This window comes from Nonomuraea sp. NPDC050733, from assembly GCF_040654215.1.
Lineage (GTDB): Bacteria > Actinomycetota > Actinomycetes > Streptosporangiales > Streptosporangiaceae > Nonomuraea.
This window is the reverse complement of sequence record NZ_JBFAHO010000057.1, coordinates 1-18980: the sequence shown is the minus strand read 5'-3', so window position 1 is coordinate 18980 and position 18980 is coordinate 1. Positions and strand designations below refer to the sequence as shown.

17 protein-coding genes are annotated in these 18980 nt (G+C 72.4%); 9 read left to right on the top strand and 8 right to left on the bottom strand.

From position 1 onward, the window contains the following. The first annotated feature begins 2 nt into the window (after window positions 1-2). From AB0H64_RS41765 to AB0H64_RS41750, 4 genes are all read left to right on the top strand, one after another. Entirely contained in the window at window positions 3-587 is a 585-nt protein-coding gene (locus tag AB0H64_RS41765; protein WP_357636619.1) for a TetR/AcrR family transcriptional regulator, read from the top strand. Continuing rightward, the gene (locus tag AB0H64_RS41760; protein ID WP_357636617.1) at window positions 584-2062 is read left to right on the top strand and encodes an MFS transporter; all 1479 of its coding nucleotides are present in this window, start codon (window positions 584-586) and stop codon (window positions 2060-2062) included. The genes AB0H64_RS41765 and AB0H64_RS41760 overlap by 4 nt, the downstream gene beginning before the upstream one ends. A 186-nt stretch (window positions 2063-2248) precedes the next feature. Further along, window positions 2249-3802, top strand: a complete 1554-nt coding sequence (locus AB0H64_RS41755; RefSeq protein WP_357636615.1) for an MFS transporter — start codon at window positions 2249-2251, stop codon at window positions 3800-3802. Window positions 3803-3809: 7 nt separating this feature from the next. Further along, window positions 3810-4427: a TetR/AcrR family transcriptional regulator gene (locus tag AB0H64_RS41750; RefSeq protein ID WP_357636613.1), complete on the top strand. Its 618-nt coding sequence runs from the start codon at window positions 3810-3812 to the stop codon at window positions 4425-4427. A gap of 224 nt (window positions 4428-4651) precedes the next feature. Here the strand turns inward: AB0H64_RS41750 and AB0H64_RS41745 are convergent, their stop codons facing one another. Beyond that, a complete protein-coding gene (locus AB0H64_RS41745) occupies window positions 4652-4777 on the bottom strand; it encodes a hypothetical protein (RefSeq protein ID WP_357636611.1) in 126 nt (41 codons plus the stop codon). Window positions 4778-4865: 88 nt separating this feature from the next. Between AB0H64_RS41745 and AB0H64_RS41740 the strand changes: the two genes are divergently transcribed. Then, window positions 4866-5300: a hypothetical protein gene (locus AB0H64_RS41740; protein WP_357636608.1), complete on the top strand. Its 435-nt coding sequence runs from the start codon at window positions 4866-4868 to the stop codon at window positions 5298-5300. A 146-nt stretch (window positions 5301-5446) separates the two neighbouring features. Here the strand turns inward: AB0H64_RS41740 and AB0H64_RS41735 are convergent, their stop codons facing one another. Next, the gene (locus tag AB0H64_RS41735) at window positions 5447-7582 is read right to left on the bottom strand and encodes a hypothetical protein (RefSeq protein ID WP_357636606.1); all 2136 of its coding nucleotides are present in this window, start codon (window positions 7580-7582) and stop codon (window positions 5447-5449) included. 127 nt (window positions 7583-7709) lie between these two features. Between AB0H64_RS41735 and AB0H64_RS41730 the strand changes: the two genes are divergently transcribed. Next, window positions 7710-8396: a GntR family transcriptional regulator gene (locus AB0H64_RS41730; protein ID WP_357636603.1), complete on the top strand. Its 687-nt coding sequence runs from the start codon at window positions 7710-7712 to the stop codon at window positions 8394-8396. A gap of 24 nt (window positions 8397-8420) precedes the next feature. Further along, window positions 8421-9167, top strand: a complete 747-nt coding sequence (locus AB0H64_RS41725; protein ID WP_357636600.1) for a pyridoxal-phosphate dependent enzyme — start codon at window positions 8421-8423, stop codon at window positions 9165-9167. A gap of 21 nt (window positions 9168-9188) precedes the next feature. On the opposite strand, the gene AB0H64_RS41720 is transcribed toward AB0H64_RS41725, so the two are convergent. The 4 genes from AB0H64_RS41720 to AB0H64_RS41705 form a co-directional block, all read right to left on the bottom strand. Next, a complete protein-coding gene (locus AB0H64_RS41720) occupies window positions 9189-9755 on the bottom strand; it encodes a hypothetical protein (protein WP_357636597.1) in 567 nt (188 codons plus the stop codon). 288 nt (window positions 9756-10043) lie between these two features. Then, the gene (locus AB0H64_RS41715) at window positions 10044-11813 is read right to left on the bottom strand and encodes an NAD+ synthase (protein ID WP_357636595.1); all 1770 of its coding nucleotides are present in this window, start codon (window positions 11811-11813) and stop codon (window positions 10044-10046) included. Window positions 11814-11865: 52 nt separating this feature from the next. Continuing rightward, window positions 11866-13320 (bottom strand): BTAD domain-containing putative transcriptional regulator, encoded by a 1455-nt coding sequence (locus tag AB0H64_RS41710; protein WP_357636593.1) that lies wholly within the window; start codon window positions 13318-13320, stop codon window positions 11866-11868. Between the two features lie 130 nt (window positions 13321-13450). Further along, window positions 13451-14644: an MFS transporter gene (locus tag AB0H64_RS41705; RefSeq protein WP_357636591.1), complete on the bottom strand. Its 1194-nt coding sequence runs from the start codon at window positions 14642-14644 to the stop codon at window positions 13451-13453. Window positions 14645-14737: 93 nt separating this feature from the next. On the opposite strand from AB0H64_RS41705, the gene AB0H64_RS41700 reads away from it, so the two are divergent. Beyond that, window positions 14738-15673: a DUF5937 family protein gene (locus AB0H64_RS41700; RefSeq protein ID WP_357636590.1), complete on the top strand. Its 936-nt coding sequence runs from the start codon at window positions 14738-14740 to the stop codon at window positions 15671-15673. A gap of 9 nt (window positions 15674-15682) precedes the next feature. Here AB0H64_RS41700 and AB0H64_RS41695 read toward each other — a convergent pair whose 3' ends face one another. Then, entirely contained in the window at window positions 15683-16696 is a 1014-nt protein-coding gene (locus AB0H64_RS41695) for a terpene synthase family protein (protein WP_357636587.1), read from the bottom strand. Between the two features lie 8 nt (window positions 16697-16704). Beyond that, on the bottom strand, window positions 16705-17250 hold the full coding sequence (locus AB0H64_RS41690) for an EF-hand domain-containing protein (RefSeq protein ID WP_357636584.1): 546 nt from the start codon (window positions 17248-17250) through the stop codon (window positions 16705-16707). A 156-nt stretch (window positions 17251-17406) separates the two neighbouring features. Between AB0H64_RS41690 and AB0H64_RS41685 the strand changes: the two genes are divergently transcribed. Then, on the top strand, window positions 17407-18768 hold the full coding sequence (locus AB0H64_RS41685; RefSeq protein ID WP_357636582.1) for a glutamine synthetase family protein: 1362 nt from the start codon (window positions 17407-17409) through the stop codon (window positions 18766-18768). The last annotated feature ends 212 nt before the right edge of the window (window positions 18769-18980 follow it).

Below are 18980 nucleotides of genomic sequence, written 5' to 3'. Positions count from 1 at the left end.
CTATGCATGAGGAGGACGCCGGGCTGCGTGCCCGCCTGATAGAGGTCGGCGTGGAACTGGTGACCCGCGAGGGGACACAGGCGCTGTCACTGCGTGAGATCGCCCGGCGGGCCGGAGTCTCGCACGGCGCACCGCGCCGCTACTTCCCCACCCACCTCGAACTGCTCTCCGCCATCGCCCGCGAGGGCTTCGCGGCCCTGGGCGCCGAGGTCGCCCAGGCGCTGGGCGACGGCCGGACGGATCCGCGCGCGCAGTTGACGGCGCTGGGCCGGGCATATCTCGGCTTCGCGCTGGCCAACCGCGGCATGTACGAGCTGATGTTCCGTCACGACCTCCTCGAGAGCAACCATCTGGGCCTGCGGGAAGCCAGCCTGCCGCTGTTCCACGTCGTGACGGATCTGCTGACCCGGGCCGGTCTCCGGCCGGGCGTGGACCCGCGGATCGCCGCGGGAGTGCTGTGGGCGAACGCGCACGGGATCGCCCAGCTGTGGGCCTGGGGCAGCCTGCAACTGACCACCGGATCGGCCGAGCTCGAACCGCTGCTGCGGGCCGCCCTGGAGGCGCACCTCGGGCCGGAACCGCGGTGAGGCCGGAACGCCACCGCCACCTCACGCTGGCCGCCAGCGTCACCGGGGCGGTCGTCGTCGCCCTTGACGGAACCGTGCTCACCATCGCCCAGCCCGCCCTGCAACGGGACCTGCACGCCTCGTTCGCGCAGGTCCAGTGGACCAGCACCGGCTACCTCATCGCCGTGGCCGCCCTGCTCGTCCTCGCAGGCAGGCTCGGCGACCGCTACGGTCACCGGGAGGTCTTCGCGGTCGGGACCCTGGGCTTCGCCGCCACCTCGGCGGCGATCACGCTGGCGCCCGGCATCGGCTGGGTCGTCGGCCTGCGCGTCGCCCAAGGCCTTTTCGGCGCGCTGCTGCAACCGGCCACCCTGGGGATGCTCCGGGCCGCGTTCCCGGCCGACCGGCTCCCGACGGCCATCGCGGTGCGCAGCAGCGCCATCGGCCTGGCGGCCGCTGTCGGCCCGCTCGTCGGCGGCGCGCTGACCGCCCACTTCGGCTGGCGCTCGGTGTTCCTCCTGAACGTCGCCCCCGCGCTCGCGATCGGCGTGGCCGCTCTGGCCGTCCGCGTGCCCTCACCGCGCGACACCAGCGCGGCCACCGGCACGGGCACCGGTGCCAGGGCCGGTGCTGCCGGTGGCCGCCCCGCCCCGCTCGGCCTGACCGGCGCCTGCCTGCTGGCCGCGGCCCTGGCGTGTCTCGTCCACACCCTGGTGGAGGTACCGCGCACGGGATGGAGCGTCGGCACCGTGCTCGGGCTGACCGCGGCCGTCGCGGCGGGCGGCGCGTTCGTCCAGCACCAGCGGGTCGTCACCCACCCGCTGATACCCCGGGATGTGCTCGCGTCGGGGGCGCTGACCGCGGCGCTGGCCGTCCTGCTGGCTGCCTCCGCGGCGATGTTCGGGGCGCTGTTCGTCGGCAGCTACTTCCTGCAGGAGGTCCTGGCCCTGGATCCGCTGCAGAGCGGGCTGTACGTGCTGCCGCTGGCGGTGATGATGGTGGCAGGCGCGCCGGTCACCGTCGTGCTGCTGCGCCGGCAGGGCCCCCGCCGGACGGCCCTGGCGGCGATGGCCCTGGTCAGCTCGGGAATGCTGCTGTTGGCCGGCGTGGACCGATCGGCGGCCTCACCGGCGATGGCGGTGGCGTTCTGCATGCTGGGCGCCGGCTTCGGCACGGTGATGGTCACGGCGACGGCCGTCGTCGTGCAGCAGGCGCCCGCCGACGACGCGGGGGTGTCCGGCGGGCTGAAGCAGACCATCATGAACATCGGCCCGGCGCTGGGCATCGCCCTGGCCACCACGTCGATCACGCTCATCGCGCCGGGCCTGGCCGCCGGGCAGGCCGGTGACGGGGGATCGCGGTGGACGGCCGCGACCTTCGGCGGCGCGATGGGGCCCACGCTGCTGCTTCTCGCGGGAGTGGCGGCGCTCGGCGTCCCGGCGGCCCTCAGGCTGCCCTCGCGCGCCGCCGCCGACCCGGTTTCGCGCCGAGCATGACCGTCTCGATGCGGCGGCGAGAGGCGCACACCCCGACCTGTCAGTACCACTGACGCCGGCAGCTGCTGTTCGGGTTCCGTTCACGCGCTCGACCGCACCAGTTTCGAAACGACACCGTCGCGTATCGGAATATCTTACGATACGGTGGCGTTGCGAAACTTTGACGTATCGAAATTGGGAGTTCGCATGGAAACCCACGCAGGCCATCCGCGCCGGTGGACGATTCTCGGTGTGCTGGTCTTCAGCCTGCTGGCGGTCGTGCTCGACAACACCATTCTCAACGTGGCGATGAAGACCATCGCCGACCCCGTCCACGGTCTGGGCTCGACGCAGAGCGAGCTGGAGTGGGCGATCAACTCCTACACGCTGGTGTTCGCCGGACTGCTGTTCACCTTCGGCGTGATCGGTGACCGCACCGGCCGCAAGAGGATGCTCTTCGTCGGCATGCTGCTGTTCGGGCTGGCCTCACTGGCCAGTGCCTACTCCCAGGATCCCACCCAGCTGATCCTGGCCCGTGCGGCGATGGGCATCGGCGGCGCGGCCATCATGCCGGCCACCCTGGCCATCATCTCCAACGTCTTCCCGCCCTCCGAGCGCGGCAAGGCGATCGGCATCTGGGCGGGCGGCGTCGGGCTGGCCGTGGCCATCGGTCCGATCACCGGCGGCCTGCTGATCGAGAAGTTCTGGTGGGGCTCGGTCTTCCTCGTCAACGTGCCGATCGTGATCATCAGCATGATCCTCATCGGCGTCATCGTGCCCGAGTCGCGTGACCCCAAGCCGTCCAAGCTGGACCCGGTCGGCGTGCTGCTGTCGATCATCGGCCTCGTCGCCGTCGTCTACGGCATCATCCGCGGCGGCGAGCTCGCCACCGTCACCGACCCGGCCGTCTACCTCCCGACCCTGGGCGGCGTCGCGGTGCTCGCCGTGTTCGCCTGGTGGGAGCGGCGCATCGACAACCCCGTGTTCGATGTCCGCAACTTCGGCAACGTCCGCTTCAGCTCGGCCATCGGCATGATGGGCATCGTCTTCTTCGCGATGATGGGCGGGATGTTCTTCCTGACCTTCTACCTGCAGATCGTGCTCGGCTTCAGCCCGGTCCAGGCGGGAGCGCTCATGATCCCGTTCGCGGCGGCGCAGCTCATCTTCGCCCCGCTCAGCCAGCGCGTGAACCAGCGCTTCGGCGGCAAGCTCGCCTCCGGCGTCAGCATGGCCGTGATCACCGCGGTGCTCGTGAGCTACGCGTTCCTCGACCAGAACACCCCCATCCTGCTCATCGAGGTGATCTTCTTCATCCAGGGCGCCGCGATGGCCAACATCATGCCGCCCGCCACCACCGCGATCATGGAGTCGCTGCCCAGGGAGAAGGCCGGCGTCGGCTCGGCCATGAGCAACACCGTCCGCCAGGTGGCCGGCGCGCTCGGCGTGGCCGTCCTCGGCTCGGTGCTGTCCTCCAGCTACCGGGGCGAGATCGCCCCGCACCTGACCGGCCTGCCCGAGGCCGTGCGGCACGCCGCCGGTGAGTCCCTCATGGCGACGGACGCCGTCTCCAAGGCGCTCGGCGCGCGCGGCCAGGGCCTGATGGAGCCCGCCTACGACGCCTTCATCCACGGCATGCACATCACCGCCCTGGTGTCGGCGGCCATCGCGCTGCTCGGCGTCGCCGTGGTCGCGAAGTGGATGCCCGGCAAGCCCGCCACCCCCGTGCAGCAGGCGGAGGCGAAGGAACCAGCGGTAGTGTGAGGCCGCGATGACGATGCAGGAGATGGCGCAGGGAGCGGCGGCGGCCGCCCGTCCGGCGGGCCGCCCCCGCAGCGAGAAGGCCGAGAAGGCGATCGTCGAGGCGACTCTCGACCTGATCGCGGAGGGCATGGGCCTGGCCGAGCTGAGCATCGAGGCGATCGCCTCAAGGGCCGGAGTCGGCAAGACGACCATCTACCGGCGCTGGTCCAACAAGGAGGACCTGGTCGTCGACGCCCTCGCCACCCTCAAGGCCCCACCGCCGCCGGTCGCGGGCGTCTCGGTCCGCGACGACCTGGTCACCCTCCTGTCGGCCATGCAGGACGAGAAGCACCAGTCCCGCACGCGTTGCATCATCAACATCGCCATGAGCGACGCCGACCGCTACCCGCGGCTCATGGAGCGGTTCGTGAAGATCGCCATCGAGCCGCGCAGGAAGGCGGTGCGCGACGCGGTCCAGCGCGGCGTCGACTCCGGCGAGCTCAGGCCCGACGTCGACGTGGACGTGGCGCTCGCGACCCTGTCGGGCGCCATGCTCTGGTACACCAAGTGGGGCAACGACGACCTGACCGACGACCTTCCCACCCGGATCGTCGACCAGATCCTGAGCGGCCTGACCACCCGCTGACCGCCTTCCCCTCCTTGTCACGGCCGTCCCGTCTCCCGCCCGGGGCGGCCGTCGCCGTGCGTACGATCTTCTGGCAGAACCTGTCCCCGGACGCCTGACCGGGCGGCCGCCCCCTGAACCCGGCGCCCGCCCACCGCCTTCCTTGATGCTCGGTCCACAGGTGCGGGGCGGGCGCCGCTTCCGTCCCCCGGCTGCCGCAGGAGTGCCGCGACGGCGGCTGCCTGTCAGCGGATGCGCACGTTCCACCGTTCCTCGCTGACCTGCTTGAGCACCGTCCGGACGAGCAGGACGCCCATCCCGGCGACGACCAGCAGCCCGATGGCCAGAATGAGGACGAAGCCGATGTTCATGATTCCCCCAGTTTCCTCGTTACCGTTCCTTCGGAGGGAACCGGGCATCGGTTGCCTTCGCAGGAGCGGGTGGTGGGAAGGAGCGCTGGTGACCGTAGGGGGATCCGAGCGGGGTGGCGAGGTCGCGCTGCTGGAGGAGGCGCTGACGACGGTTCTGGACGATCTCGGGCCTGAGCTGCGCGACCGGTACGCGTTCAAGGTGGTGGAGACACCGGAGGGCATGCTCTACATCGGCCTGCGCGACGGCAGGTACTGGAATAGTGGCACGCCCCTGTCGGCGCAGGACCGGGAGGACGCTCTCTGGTCGGCGGCGGAGGGGCTGCAGGACTGTCTCATGGAGCTCTGCCGCGTCGTGTGGCCGGAGTGCGGGCGGCACCGGCTCGGCCTGCACGCCCGGGGCCGTGCCGACGAGGTGATCTGGAAGTGTGAGGGCAGCCGCCCCCCACGTGGTCGCACCGGTCGGAGAGTTGCTCCGACCGGTGGGCCGGTCATGAGGGAGGCCCGGGAGCTGGAGCACCAGTAGGTCCCATGGGGGCCTACCTGGAATCGAACCAGGTGAGAAGGAAGCTCCCGGATGGCCTCATGACCGGAGCGCGAGGAGAGCGGGAAGGCTGGAATCAAGGAAAGTTGAGAAGGAAGCCCTCCCATGGCCTCGCTGGCTGAACCGTATCAGGCGGGGACGATCTCGTGCAGCGTCCCCGGTGTGTACACCCGCGACCCCGGCGGCAGTCCGGCCGGCGCCTCCAGCCCGATGTAGGTGGTGTGCCCGGCCGAGGACGCCTTGCCGCGCAGCAGCCCCGCCAGGTAGCGGACGTTCAGGTAGTCGCGTTCCACGATCGAGCGCACCAGCAGGGACGTGCTCACCCGGTTGCCCTCCACCTGGTTGAAGCCGGGATACCCCTTCAGGTAGAGGTGCAGCCACTTCACCCGCCAGCCGCCGTCGTCGCCGCGCAGGAAGACGAGCGGCAGGGCGACCCGGCCGGAGCCGCGCAGGTCGGACTTCATCCGCACGGTACGCGGCTCGAAGGGCCTGCCCTGCTGCTCGGCGTCCCTGGTCATGTACCCGAAGAACGCCTCGGCGGCCTGGTCGAACGGCTCCCCGGCGAAGATGTTGACCTGGGGGATGACGATCGGCCGGGTCGCGTCGGCGAGGCGGATGTCGATGAACTCCGACGCCCCGGCGGGCGCCTCGGTGAGGTCGCCGGAGTACTCGGCGAAGCCGTTGGCGTAGTTCGTCCATGACACCTGCGACGGATTGCCGTAGGAGGCGTCGAGCATGAGCGCGGACAGGTCGTAGTCGGTGCGCCGGGCGGCCTCGCGCCAGTGGACGAAGAACCGGAGCAGCCCGCCGTCCACCGCCGAGAGCGAGCCGCGGGGCAGCATGCCGAGACCCGGCGAGACGGCCTTGCCGGACAGCGGCAGGGCGACGTCGAGCATGGCCGGATCGACGACCAGCTCGCCCGGGTCGGGCAGGCGGCGGGTGATCTCCTCGTCCAGGACGGCCAGGGCCCGCGACAGCACCTCCCGGTCGAGCGGCGGGCGGGAGTCGGGCACCGTCGTCCACGCCCTGCCGTACCGGTTGACGAAGGTGCGGCCGGCGGCGGGGGAGAGCCGGTTCTGCAGGTGCTCGCGCAGGGACAGCAGGACGCGGCCGGACGCGCCCGCCGCCGCCCGCTCCGCGGCGTCCAGCACGGCCGAGGCGGACGGGGCGGTCCGCAGCAGGTGGTCGAGGCGGCGCAGCAGCGCGCCGGGCGCGTTCTCCAGGAGCTGGACGGCTTCGGCGGTACGTCCCGCCGACAGGGCGGCCTCGACCCGGCTGTCGAACCCGGCGGCCTCCCGTGTGCCCCTCGCCACCTCGAACACGCGGACGGCGCCCGGGAACCGCGGGTACTCGTGGGGGTGCAGCCGTTCGCCGAGCCGCTTCCACTGCTCCCGGTGGCGCGGCACGTCGCCGAGCTTGGCTGGGGAGGCCACCGTGTCCAGGGCCTGCAGCAGAGCGCGGCGCTCGGCGCGGCGGAACGAGCGGAACCTGGTCGGCGCGGCCAGCGTGACGTCACCGCCGGAGCAGGCGCAGGCGAGCCGCAGCACGTCGGTCACCGTGTCGACGAGCAGGGGCCGGCCGGCGGCCAGCCGCGCCTCGTTGACGACGGCGCGGTTCTCGCGCACCGGGATGCGCTCCGGCTGGTCGGCCTGGCCGACGCAGAAGGCGGCCAGCAGGCGCAACGCCGCGAGGTCCTCGGCGGCCAGGGGCGTCTCCGAGCCGGCCATCGAGAGGTAGAGCTCGCGCGCCTCCGACTCCAGGCTCCCGCCCAGCTCCAGCACGGTCACCCGGTCCCCGGCGGCCTGGACCAGCTCGGCGTGCGCGGCCAGCAGATCGGCGTAGGTGTGCGGGTAACGGCCGTAGCCCGGCAGGGACAGCAGGTTCAGCGGCGGCGCCTCGACCCGCGTGGCGGCGACCGGGTCGAGCAGCGCCTCCTGCAGCAGTCCCGCCCAGAACTCCAGGGTGTCGGGCACGTTCGCCGGGAAGTCGACGAAGTAGGCGTTGTGCTCGACGTGGTCGCCCACCAGGCGGCGGACGGCGTCCAGGACCCGTACGCCGAGGTCCAGCACGGTCTCGCCGCGCAGCCCCGACAGGCGTTCCAGCAGCGCCGGCGAGCACGTGAAGCCGGCGCTCAGCAGCGCGGCGTCGAGTTGGCGGGCGGCCGTCTCGCCCCAGTCAGCCGGATTGGCGGCCGGATCGGCGGCGGGGGCGTCGACGGGGACTCGTAACCGCCTGGCGATGACGAGGCTCTCCAGAGTGTCCACCAACGCACCATATCGCCGCACTACGCCCGCATGCTGGGGGTTTTCCGGGCGAACGATCACGGGCGGGAGCTCGCGTGTCTCCTGCTGACGGTTGACAAACCGCGGCGACCGGCATGCAATATATTGCATGCCGGTTCCCATCAGTCGAGGGCTCGTCTCCCGTTCGCTGCTGCGCGACAACGCCTACCGGGCGATCCGGGACGCCATCGTCGACGGCACGCTGGCTCCGGGAGAGCGCCTCAACGACGCCGACCTCGTGGAGTGGCTCGGCGTCAGCCGCACCCCGGTCCGTGAGGCGCTGGCCCGGCTGGAGCAGGCGGGTCTCGTGCAGACCAAGCCCGGCCGCCACACGATCGTCAGCCCGCTGGACGTCCGGGCCGTCCGGGCGGCCCAGTCCGTGACGGCCGCCATGCACGAGCTCGCCGTCCGCGAGGCGCTGCCCGGCCTGTCCGCAGCCGAGCTGGACGCCATGCGCGCGGCCAACGCCCGCTTCGCCGACGCGCTGCGCCGCGACGACGTGGACGCCGCGATCGCCGCCGACGACGACTTCCACGGCGTCCCGGTCACCGCCAGCGCCAACCACGCCATCCGTACCGTCCTCGAACAGTTCACGCCGGTACTGCGGCGCCTGGAGCGGCTGCGCTTCTCCTCGCTGAGCGGCCGCGGCTCGGTGGCCCAGCACGAGCGGATCATCGCGCTGTGCGAGGCGGGGGACGCCGACGGCGCGGCGGCCGCCACCCGCGCCAACTGGGAGACACTCGTCCCCCTCCTCGACACGCTCCCCGACGGCGAGGCCACATCGTCCACGGGCTGAGCCCGCACCACCCAAGGAGCCACCATGTCCCTCGACAGCTTCCCCCGCTACCCGCTGCTGTTCGGGCCCAGCCCCGTCCATCCGCTCGACCGGCTGAGCGACCACCTCGGCGGCGCCCGCGTCTGGGCCAAGCGGGAGGACTGCAACAGCGGCCTCGCCTTCGGCGGCAACAAGACCCGCAAGCTGGAGTACCTCGTACCGGACGCCCTGGCCGCCGGCGCCGACACCCTCGTCACCATCGGCGGGGTGCAGTCCAACCACACCCGCCAGGTGGCCGCCGTCGCCGCCCGCGCCGGGCTGAAGGCCGTGCTGGTGCAGGAGAGCTGGGTGGACTGGCCCGACGCGGTCAACGACAAGGTCGGCAACATCCTGCTGTCCCGCGTCATGGGCGCCGACGTGCGACTGGTCGAGGCGGGCTTCGGCATCGACGCCTCCGCCAAGGCCGCCGAGACCCGCGCCCAGGTCGAGAAGATCGCCCGCGCCACCGCGGAGCTGATCGGCCTGGGCCGCGACCTGCGCGAGGACGAGATCACCGTGCTGGAGGGCTGGGCCGGCGACCTGTACGGCGTGCCCGTGCAGTCCACGGTGGACGCCATCCGGCTCACCGGCCGGCTCGAAGGCGTGATCCTCGACCCGGTCTACGAGGGCAAGTCCATGGCCGGGCTCATCGACCTGGTCCGCGACGGGCGGATCCCGCGCGACTCCACCGTCCTGTACGCCCACCTCGGCGGCCAGCCGGCCCTCAACGCCTACAGCGGCGTCTTCCGCTGACCGGCCATGAACGCGTCACCCTCAGGGCCGCAGGAGGAAGTCGGGCACTGACCCGAGTTTCTTCGCCATCTTCCTGGCCTCCAGCCCTCCGTACTCTGCCTCCCTCCACTTCGGAGGATCGTCACGCCGTCGGAGTGGAAGGGCGTAGATGGCCACGGTCCTGCCTTGGCGCATGACGGTGGCTCCATCCGCCGAGGCGATCTTGAACATGTCCACCATGAACGCCTCGTCCCCGATGCGCGTGTCCTTCGCCTGGTAGGTGTAGGAGTGGCGGTTTCGCTCGGAGCACCGGCGCAGATCCGAGCGCAGGCCCTTCACCGCCGCGCGCGCGGCCATCTCGTCCCGGTAGACGATCAGCTGCTCGGAGTAGTCACCGTCCCACATCACCGAACGGCCCGTGATGGTACGTGCGGACCGGCGGCTCTGGTCGGTCTGCCTCCCCGTGCCGCAAGGGTCGATCAGCAGCGGCTCCCTCAGACGGTCACTGGTCTTCCACCGCATGCGTGTGCGGACGACCTTCTTCTCCAGCCTCTTCCTCGTCGCCCTGCTCTCGTACAGCAGGAAACCCTTGGGAATGGCTGTCGCCACGGCCGCGTTCGCAGGCGGGGTGGCCGTGGCCGGCGTCCGCTTCTCCGCGTGTGCGGGCGTGGCTGAACCGAGCACGGCCGTCAAGGCGATCACCGCGGCCGGCACCGCCACTGCCTTACGAGGCCGACCAGGCCGCCCCGGGTTCTCCCGACGGGTATCCACCGATGGTCCTCCTGCCGCTGGCATCCCTCGGTGATGTCAGATGCCGGAGTCACCCGATTTGTTCACCATGTGCGTGTCCGCATCCGGCCACACTGCACCCCCCGCGAGGGCAGCGGGGCGAAGCGGTCAGGTGGTCTCGCGCCAGCGGTTGGTGATGGGCAGGCGGCGGTCGCGGCCGAAGTTCTTCGGGGTGATCTTCGGCCCCGGCGGGTACTGGCGTCGCTTGTACTCGGCCAGGTCCACCAGCCGGATGATCCGCGTCACCAGATCAGGGTCGTGGCCCGCGTCGATGAGCTCCCGGGAGCCCATGTCCTTCTCCACGTAGTCGTCCAGCAGCCGGTCCAGCACCTCGTACGGCGGGAGCGAGTCCGTGTCGCGCTGGTCGGGGCGCAGCTCGGCGCTGGGCTCCTTGGTGATGGAGTTCTCCGGCACGGGACGGTCGGCGCGCAGCAGGAACGACGGGTCGGTGTGCTCGTTGCGCCACCGGGCGAGCTCCCACACCATCGTCTTCGGCACGTCCTTGATCGGCGCGAAGCCGCCCGCCGAGTCGCCGTAGAGGGTGGAGTAGCCGGTGGCCAGCTCGCTCTTGTTGCCCGTGGTGAGCACCAGGTGGCCGTGCTCGTTGGACAGGCCCATGAGGATCATGCCGCGGACGCGCGCCTGGAGGTTCTCGGCGGACAGGCCGGACAGCTCGATCTCCTTCTCGAACGCGTCCACGATGTCGGCGATGGGAGCGACGCGGGCGCTGACCCCCTGGCGGCGTACCAGCTCCTCGGCGTCGCCGAGCGAGTGGTCGGAGGAGTAGCGGGAGGGCATGAGCACCACGTTGACCCGGTCGGGGCCGATCGCGTCGGAGGCGATGGTGGCGGTCAGTGCCGAGTCGATGCCGCCGGACAGGCCGAGGATGACCGACTGGAAGCCGTTCTTGGCGACGTAGTCGCGCACGGCCAGCACCAGCGCCGAGTACACCTCGGCGTGCAGGTCCAGCCGCTCCGCGACGACCGGGGGCTCCGGCTCGTACGGCGGGACGGGGTCGGACGACAGCACCAGCCGCTCCACGGTGATCGTGGACCCGTCGCCCGCGTCGTACGGGAACCGGCCGGGCTCGGCCGTGGACACCGGCAGGTCGAGGTCCACGGTGAGCAGCTCCTCCCGGAACTGCCCGGCCCGCGCGACCAGCTCGCCGGAGGCGTCGACCACCAGCGAGTCGCCGTCGAAGACCAGCTCGTCCTGCCCGCCGACCTGGTTGGCGTACACGAGCGCGCAGCCGGCCTCGCGGGCCCGCCGCGCGCACAGCTCCAGCCGGACGTCGTCCTTCTCCTTCTCGTACGGCGAGGCGTTCGGCACGACGAGCAGCCCGGCGCCGGCCCGGCCGACGACGGACACGGGGCCGCCCTCCTGCCACAGGTCCTCGCACACGGCGACGGCGACGTCGACGCCGTGCAGCCGGAAGACCGGCAGCCGGTCGCCGCGGACGAAGTAGCGGTACTCGTCGAACACGCCGTAGTTGGGCAGGTGGTGCTTGGCCGTGCGGGTCACCACCTCCCCCCGGTGGAGGAGGGCGGCGGCGTCGAGCGGGGCGCCCTTGGGCTGGCCGACACGGGGCGCGAGGCCCGCCCGGTCGACGTGCCCGACGACCACGGGCAGCTCGCCGAGCCCCTCGTCGCGCAGCCGCACGGCCGTCTCCTGGAGCGTCCTGATGCTGGCGTCCACGAACGACGTGCGAAGCACCAGGTCCTCGACCGGATAGCCGGTGAGGAACATCTCGGTGAACACAACGAGATGGGCGCCGCGGTCGGCGGCGTCCCGCGTCCACGCCACGAGCTTGTCGGCGTTGCCGCTGAGGTCGCCTACGGTGGGGTTGGTCTGTGCGAGGGCGATGCGCAGTTGAGCCACGCGACCAGCCTAATACGCCGTGATTTTTATCGTCCCAGCGACGAGAAGCGGGCTATCTCCCGGCGGCCGTCCCGGGGGTGACCAGGCCGGACTCGTAGGCGGCCACGACGAGCTGCGCCCGGTCGATGAGCCCGAGATGGCCGAGCAGCGCCGCCACCTCGGCGGCCACGGCCGGCTCGGTCAGGGCGAGGGTCCGCGCGATCTGCTGGTTCGTCAGGCCGCGGGCCACGAGCTTGAGCACGTCGATCCGGTCGTCGGACAGCCCGGCCAGCGCCGGGGGACAGCCCGGGTCCGTACGCCCCGCGAACCCGGCGATGATCCGCGTCGTGACCGCCGGGTCGATCAGCGCGTCGCCGGCCGCCGCGGCCCGGATCGCGGCCACGAGCTGCTCCGGCGGGGACGTCTTCAGCACGAAGCCGCTCACGCCCGCCCGCAGCGCCGCGTACAGGTTCTCGTCGCTGCCGAACGTGGTCATCACGATCACCTTGGGCGGGCGCTCGTCCGCCAGGATGCGGCGGGCGGCGGCCAGGCCGTCCAGGCGTGGCATCTGGATGTCGAGCAGCACCACGTCGGGGCTGGTCTCCCGGGCGAGCGCGATCGCCTCCTCGCCGTCCGCCGCCTCGCCGGCCGGCTCCATCCCGGCCTCGTCGCTCAGGACGGTACGCAGCCCGGCCCGCACCAGCGCCTGGTCGTCGGCCACCAGCACCCGCAGCGGGGACCCCGGGGAAGCAGGGGGCGCCGGGGACGCCGGGGACGGGGCACGCTCCTCCAGGCGCTGGGCCAGCATGTCGCCCTCCAGGCGCTGCAGCCCGCTGGTCAGGTCCAGCCCCAGCTCGTCCCGCCAGATCGACCGCGCCCGCCGCAGCGCGCCGAGCGCGTCGCCCTGGCGGCCCGTCCGGTACAGGGCCAGCGCCAGCAGCCGCCACGCCTCCTCGCGCAGCGGGTACGCCGAGGCGTGCGCCTCCAGGTCGGCCACCAGCGCCGTCGCCCGGCCGAGCGCGAGTCCCGCGCCCGCGCGCCGCTCCACCGCGATCAGCCGCAGCTCCTCCAGCCGTCCCGACTCCGTGACCGCCCACGTCAGATCGGCGAACTCCGCCAGCGCGGGCCCCCGCCACAGCGCGAGAGCCTCCTCCATGGCCGTCCACACCCGCGCCGGATCGCCGTCCGACTGGACGAGGCTCTCGAACCGCCAGGCGTCCACCTGCTCGGCGCCGGCGCGCAGCGCGTAGCCGGGGGCGGCCGACACCAGCACCCCGGCCTCCTCGCGCGGGGCGCGGCCGGGTTCGAGCGCGCGGCGCAGCCGCGAGACGTACCCCTGGACGGTCGACAGCGCCTGCGCGGGCGGGTCTCCCGGCCAGAGCTCGTCGATGAGCGTGGTCACGGGCACGGCGCGGCCCCCGGCCACGAGCAGGCGCGCGAGCACCGCTCGTTGCCGCCGGCCGCCGAGATCGAGGGGGACGCCGTCGGACCAGGCCTGGAACGGTCCCAGCGTGGTGAATGTCAGCATGGCAGAGGTAAGCGTAGAGGCGACGGATGTCCGGGGACATGGCGATTTCCTACAGCGCTTGCCGCCACCAGTGCTTGCCGCCACCGGAACGGGTCACCGAGCATCCAAGCCGCTCGACGCCGGGTGGAGGTCAGCGGCGGCGGACGGCGGGGCCGAGGGCGAGCATGCCGGCCGCCGACACCAGCCCCAGCCCGCCGATCGTGAACCACAGCGCCTCCGGCCCCACGCCCAGAAGCGTCCCGCCGAGGAGCGGGGCCAGCACCGAGGACGCCGACCAGGCGAACCCCGACAGTCCCGCGTACCGGCCGCGCAGGTGGGCGGGCGCCAGCCGGGCCACGACGGTTCCCGCGATGCCGGCCGTGATGATCTCCCCGACCGTCCACACGACGATGGTCAGCGCCAGCCCCATGACGTCGGTGACGAACGCGGTCAGCCCGAACCCGGCCGCCATGACGACCAGCCCCAGCGCCATCGTCCGCGACGGGTCCCGCCGGCCCAGCCACCCGGACACCAGGGGCTGCACGACGACGATCAGGACTCCGTTCAGCGCCATGGCCAGCCCGTAGTCACCGGTCGGCAGCCCCACGGTCTTGGTCATCGCGACCGGCAGCATCGTCACCGTCTGGGAGTACATGAGCGCGTTGCCCAGCATGACCAGCGTGAACCCGACCATCACCCGGTCGCGCAGCACCACCCCGAACCCGCCCGCCGACTCATGAGCCTCCGGACGCGTCTCGGGGACGGCCCGCCACACCAGCACCGCGAACGCCACGCAGGTGGCCGCGTCGATCCAGAACAGCCAGGAGAACCCCATCCCCGCCAGCCGCCCGCCCACGGTCATGCCGAGGGCGTACCCGAGGTTGATCGCCCAGAACAGCAGCCCGTAGGCGCGCGGGCGCTCCTCCGGCGAGACGAGGTCGGCGACCAGCGCGCTGGAGGCGGGCCGGTAGACGTCGATCACCAGGCCGAGCAGGAACATCACGACCGTGATCGTGGCGAGCGAGGTGCTCGCCCCGAGCCACAGCATCACGGCGGCGGTGGCCAGCATGCCGCCCGCCAGCGTGGCCCGGCGGCCGATCCGGTCGGCCAGCACGCCGGCGAGCGGCTGCGACAGCAGCGACCCGGCGCCGAACACCGCCATCACGGCCCCGGCCGCCGCCACGGGCATGCCGCGCTCCTGCGTCAGGTAGACGCCGGTGAACGGCATGACCATCGTGCCCAGGCGGTTCACCAGCGTGCCGCTCCACAGGGCCCAGAACGGGCGCGGCAGCCCGCCGAGCGCGGACCGCAGGAAACCGGACTTGTCCATCAGGGGCGTACTCACAGATCAAAGGGTGATGACCCGCGGCACGACCGGCGAACGATTTAGGGCACACTAAAACGTGTGGCGGTGACATGGGTGCTTAGACCGGAGGACGTGGCACGCATCAGGTTCGCGTTCTCGCCGTTGTGGGAGCTGGTCGCCAGCCTCCGGACGCTGCGCGACCCGGCCCGGCAGTCGCTGCACCTGCCGTGGATCAAGTGCGTACGTCCCCGCCTGGCCGGGCTGGACATGGAGGAGCTGTTCGCGCTGGTGCCCCCGGACGGCTACCTCGTCGACTTCGTCACCCCGCCGCCCGACACGCCGCTGCCCGACCTCGCCACCGAGCTGGAGACGGTACGGCGGACCCCGCCGGAGCGGGCGCGGGCCGAGGCGGCCCGGCTCGTGGGCTCCGACCGGGCGGTGATCGAACGGTTCCGCGCCGACCCGGCGGCCGGGGTGACCCGGGTGGCCGACGCGCTGGAGGCGTACTGGGAGACGTGCCTGGCGGAGTTCTGGCCGCGCGTGTACGCGCTGCTGGAGCGGGACGTGCTGCGCAGGTCGCGGCTGCTGGCCACGGGCGGGGCGCGCGAGCTGTTCGCAGGGCTGGACCCGGCCGTGTCGTGGACGGGGGAGCGGCTCGTCGTCGAGCGGTCCTGGACCTCCTCGGTCAGCGGGCTGCACGGCGACGGGCTGCTGCTGGTGCCCAGCGCGTTCTTCTGGCCCGCCACGGCCGTCATGTCCGAGCCGTACCAGTCGATGCTCGTCTACCCGGTGTCCGGCGTCGGCACGCTCTGGGAGCAGGGACCGCCGCCCGCGCCCGGCGCGCTGGCCGCGCTCATCGGGCGCAGCCGGGCGCGGATCCTGCTCGCGCTGGCCGAGCCGGCCACCACGTCGGCGCTGGCCGACCGGATGGGGATCACCCGGGGCGCGGTCAGCCAGCACCTCGGCGTGCTCAGCGACAGCGGGCTGGCCATGGGCCTGCGCGTCGGCAAGGAGGTCGTCTACCGGCGCACCCCGACAGGAGACGCCCTCGCCCTCCACGCCTCCTGACCCAGGTGTTCATGGCCGCGCGTACCGGGTGGACTCCACCAGCCAGTCGATGTGCGCGCGCGGCGCCGCCAGGTACGCGCAGGCGACCTTGCTGACGTCGCGCGCCACGCGCGGCCCCAGCTCGTCGAGCGGCAGCCGCCGCGCCGCCCGGTTCATGTCCTGGCAGCGCTCGGCGATCCGGTCGAGCACCCAGGCCACCGCCTCCGGCTCCGCCAGCCCCAGCTCGCGCGCCGCGACCACCACCAGGTTGTGCCCGTCGCCGCGCTCCTTCGCCCGGGACGCCACGTCGTTGCACCACGCCGTCACGTCGTTGCAGGCGTCCACCAGCTCCCGCCACGCCTCGCAGCCGTGCAGCCACGCCGGCGCCTCCACCCGCAGGCACGGCTCGACCAGGTCGAAGACGTACGGGCCGACGGTCGCGCGGCGCAGCGCCGGGTACTGCCGCAGCGTCGGCACGAGGCCCGCCGCGCGGTTGGCCGCCTGCGCGCGGCAGGCGTCGTGGTGACGCCGCAGGTTCGCGGCGAACCTGGCCCGCCACTGGTCGCTCATCCGCACGCTCGTCACTCGCCACAGGTCCGCGAACGCCGCCTCCAGCGGATGCGCCGAACGGCCCTCCAGCAGCCCCTGGAAGATCTCCAGCCGGCCCGGCCCCTCGTCCATCTCGTCGTCCAGGTGGAACAGCCACGTCAGCCACTGCGCGAACAGCGCCGCCGCGGCGGCGTCGAACTCGGCCAGCGCCCGCCCGGCGATCCGGTGGAACCCCACGCCCGGGTCCGCCTCCAACCCGGTGCGCCGGGCCCAGTCGATCACGGCCGCCTCGATCGCGTACACGGCCGGGTGCATCCGGCACGGCGCGGCCAGCGCCGGGACCCGCTCCGTCAGCGCCATCAGCGCCGCGGGCCCGCCGCCCGTCCAGGGCTGCTCCCCCGCAGGAAGAGCCTCCGGTTCACCGGCGCGCGGAGCGGGCGCCAGCGGTTTGCGGTGCAGCACGGACCGCAGCGCGGTCCTCACGGTCGCGATCACGGGGATGCTCACAAAGGCCCGAACAGCCAGTTGCCGGCCGCGCCGGGGTCCTCGCCCGTGTAGTACTGCCGGGCCGCCGCGACCAGCTCGTCCACCGTCAGCGTCCCGCGTCCCGTCCGGTCGAGCCGGTCGAAGGCCACATCCATGTCGTCGTACGCGGTGCCGAACGCGCCGAGCATCATCCGGAACTCGCGCCGCCCGACCAGCCCGTCGCCGTCCGGGTCGCACAGCGCCGCCACGGCCACCGTCGCCGGCCGGAACACCGGCTCGTATCGGTCACCCGACACGAACGCCCCACGCATGCCCTCCCGGAAGTCCTCCCGCGACAGCCGGGACTCGCGGTCGCGGCCGAGCGCGTCCGCGAGTGCCGTCCAGATCGCGTCGAAACCGTCGACGAGCCCGCTGCCGGTGACCGACGTCGGCGACTCGCCGAAACCCACCAGGACGCGCGCCCCCAGCCCCAGCAGGTCCTCGCGCTCGACCGAGCCGGCGCCGCCCGCGTCGATGTGGTCGAACGCCCGATCCAGCTTGTGATTGAGCAGGTCGATGGCCACCCATGCCTCCCCCGAGACCGACTGCGTGATCACAGTAGGTCGGGGCGGACGGTTTGTCAGCGAGGCTCGCACCGGCGCCCCTCGTAACGTGTGCGAAACAAGGACACGGCATGCTGGTAGGGACACGATGACTGACTGTCTTCATGAGGGGATGCCTTGGACCGCCAGCAGGAGTTCGTGCTCCGCACACTCGAGGAACGCGACATCCGGTTCATCCGGCTCTGGTTCACGGACGTCCTCGGCTTCCTCAAGTCCGTGGCCATCGCGCCGGCCGAGCTGGAGGGCGCCTTCGCCGAGGGCATCGGCTTCGACGGGTCGGCCATCGAGGGCTTCGCCCGCGTGTACGAGGCCGACATGCTGGCCAAGCCCGACCCGGCGACGTTCCAGATCCTGCCGTGGCGCAGCGAGACGCCCGGCGCGGGCCGCATCTTCTGCGACATCCTCATGCCCGACGGCTCGCCGTCCCACGCCGACCCGCGGTGGGTGCTCAAGCGCACGCTCGCCAAGTGCGCCGACATGGGGTTCACCTTCTATACCCACCCCGAGATCGAGTTCTTCCTGCTCAAGAACCGCCCCGAGCCCGGCCAGCGGCCCGAGCCGATCGACTCCGGCGGCTACTTCGACCACACCCCGCACAGCTCCGGCCACGACTTCCGCCGCCAGGCGATCATGATGCTGGAGTCGATGGGCATCTCCGTCGAGTTCAGCCACCACGAGGGCGCCCCCGGCCAGCAGGAGATCGATCTGCGTTACGCCGACGCGCTCACCACGGCCGACAACATCATGACGTTCCGCCTGGTCATGAAGGAGGTGGCGCTGGAGCAGGGCATCTGGGCGTCGTTCATGCCCAAGCCGTTCACCGAGCACCCCGGCTCCGGCATGCACACCCACATGTCGCTGTTCGAGGGCGACCGCAACGCCTTCTACGAGGCCGGCGCCGACTACCAGCTGTCCAAGGTGGGCCGCTCGTTCATCGCCGGCCTGCTCAGGCACGCCGCCGAGATCACCGCCATCACCAACCAGTGGGTCAACTCGTACAAGCGGCTCTGGGGCGGCGCCGAGGCCATCGCCGGCCAGGGCGGCGAGGCCCCCTCCTACATCTGCTGGGGCCACAACAACCGCTCGGCCCTGGTCCGGGTGCCCATGTACAAGCCGCACAAGGGCGGCTCGACGCGGATCGAGTTCCGCTCGCTGGACTCCGCCTGCAACCCGTACCTCGCCTTCGCTCTCATCCTCGCCGCCGGCCTCAAGGGCATCGAGCAGGGGTACGAGCTCCCGCCCGCCGCCGAGGACAACGTCTGGACCCTCACCAGCGCCGAGCGCCGCGCCCTCGGCATCCGGCCGCTGCCGCAGTCCCTGGACGAGGCCATCGCCGTCATGGAGCAGAGCGAGCTGGTGGCCGAGACGCTGGGTGAGCACGTCTTCGACTTCTTCCTGCGCAACAAGCGGGCGGAGTGGCGCGAGTACCGCCGCCACGTCACGGAGTTCGAGCTCGGCCGCTACCTGCCGGTGCTGTAAGGGCCGAGAAGCAAGGTCTTCGCGAGGGGGCGCTCAGGCGTACTCCCCAGGGGGCTCCGCCCCCTTCGAGTTCCGGGGCGGGGGGCGGCGGCGCCCCCCCCCCCCCCCCCCCCCCCCCCCCCCCCCCCCCCCGCCCCCCCCCCCCCCCCCCCCCCCCCCCCCAGTTAGCGCGGCTCCCCCCCCAAGGCGGGGGCCCGGGGGCGGGTTGGGGC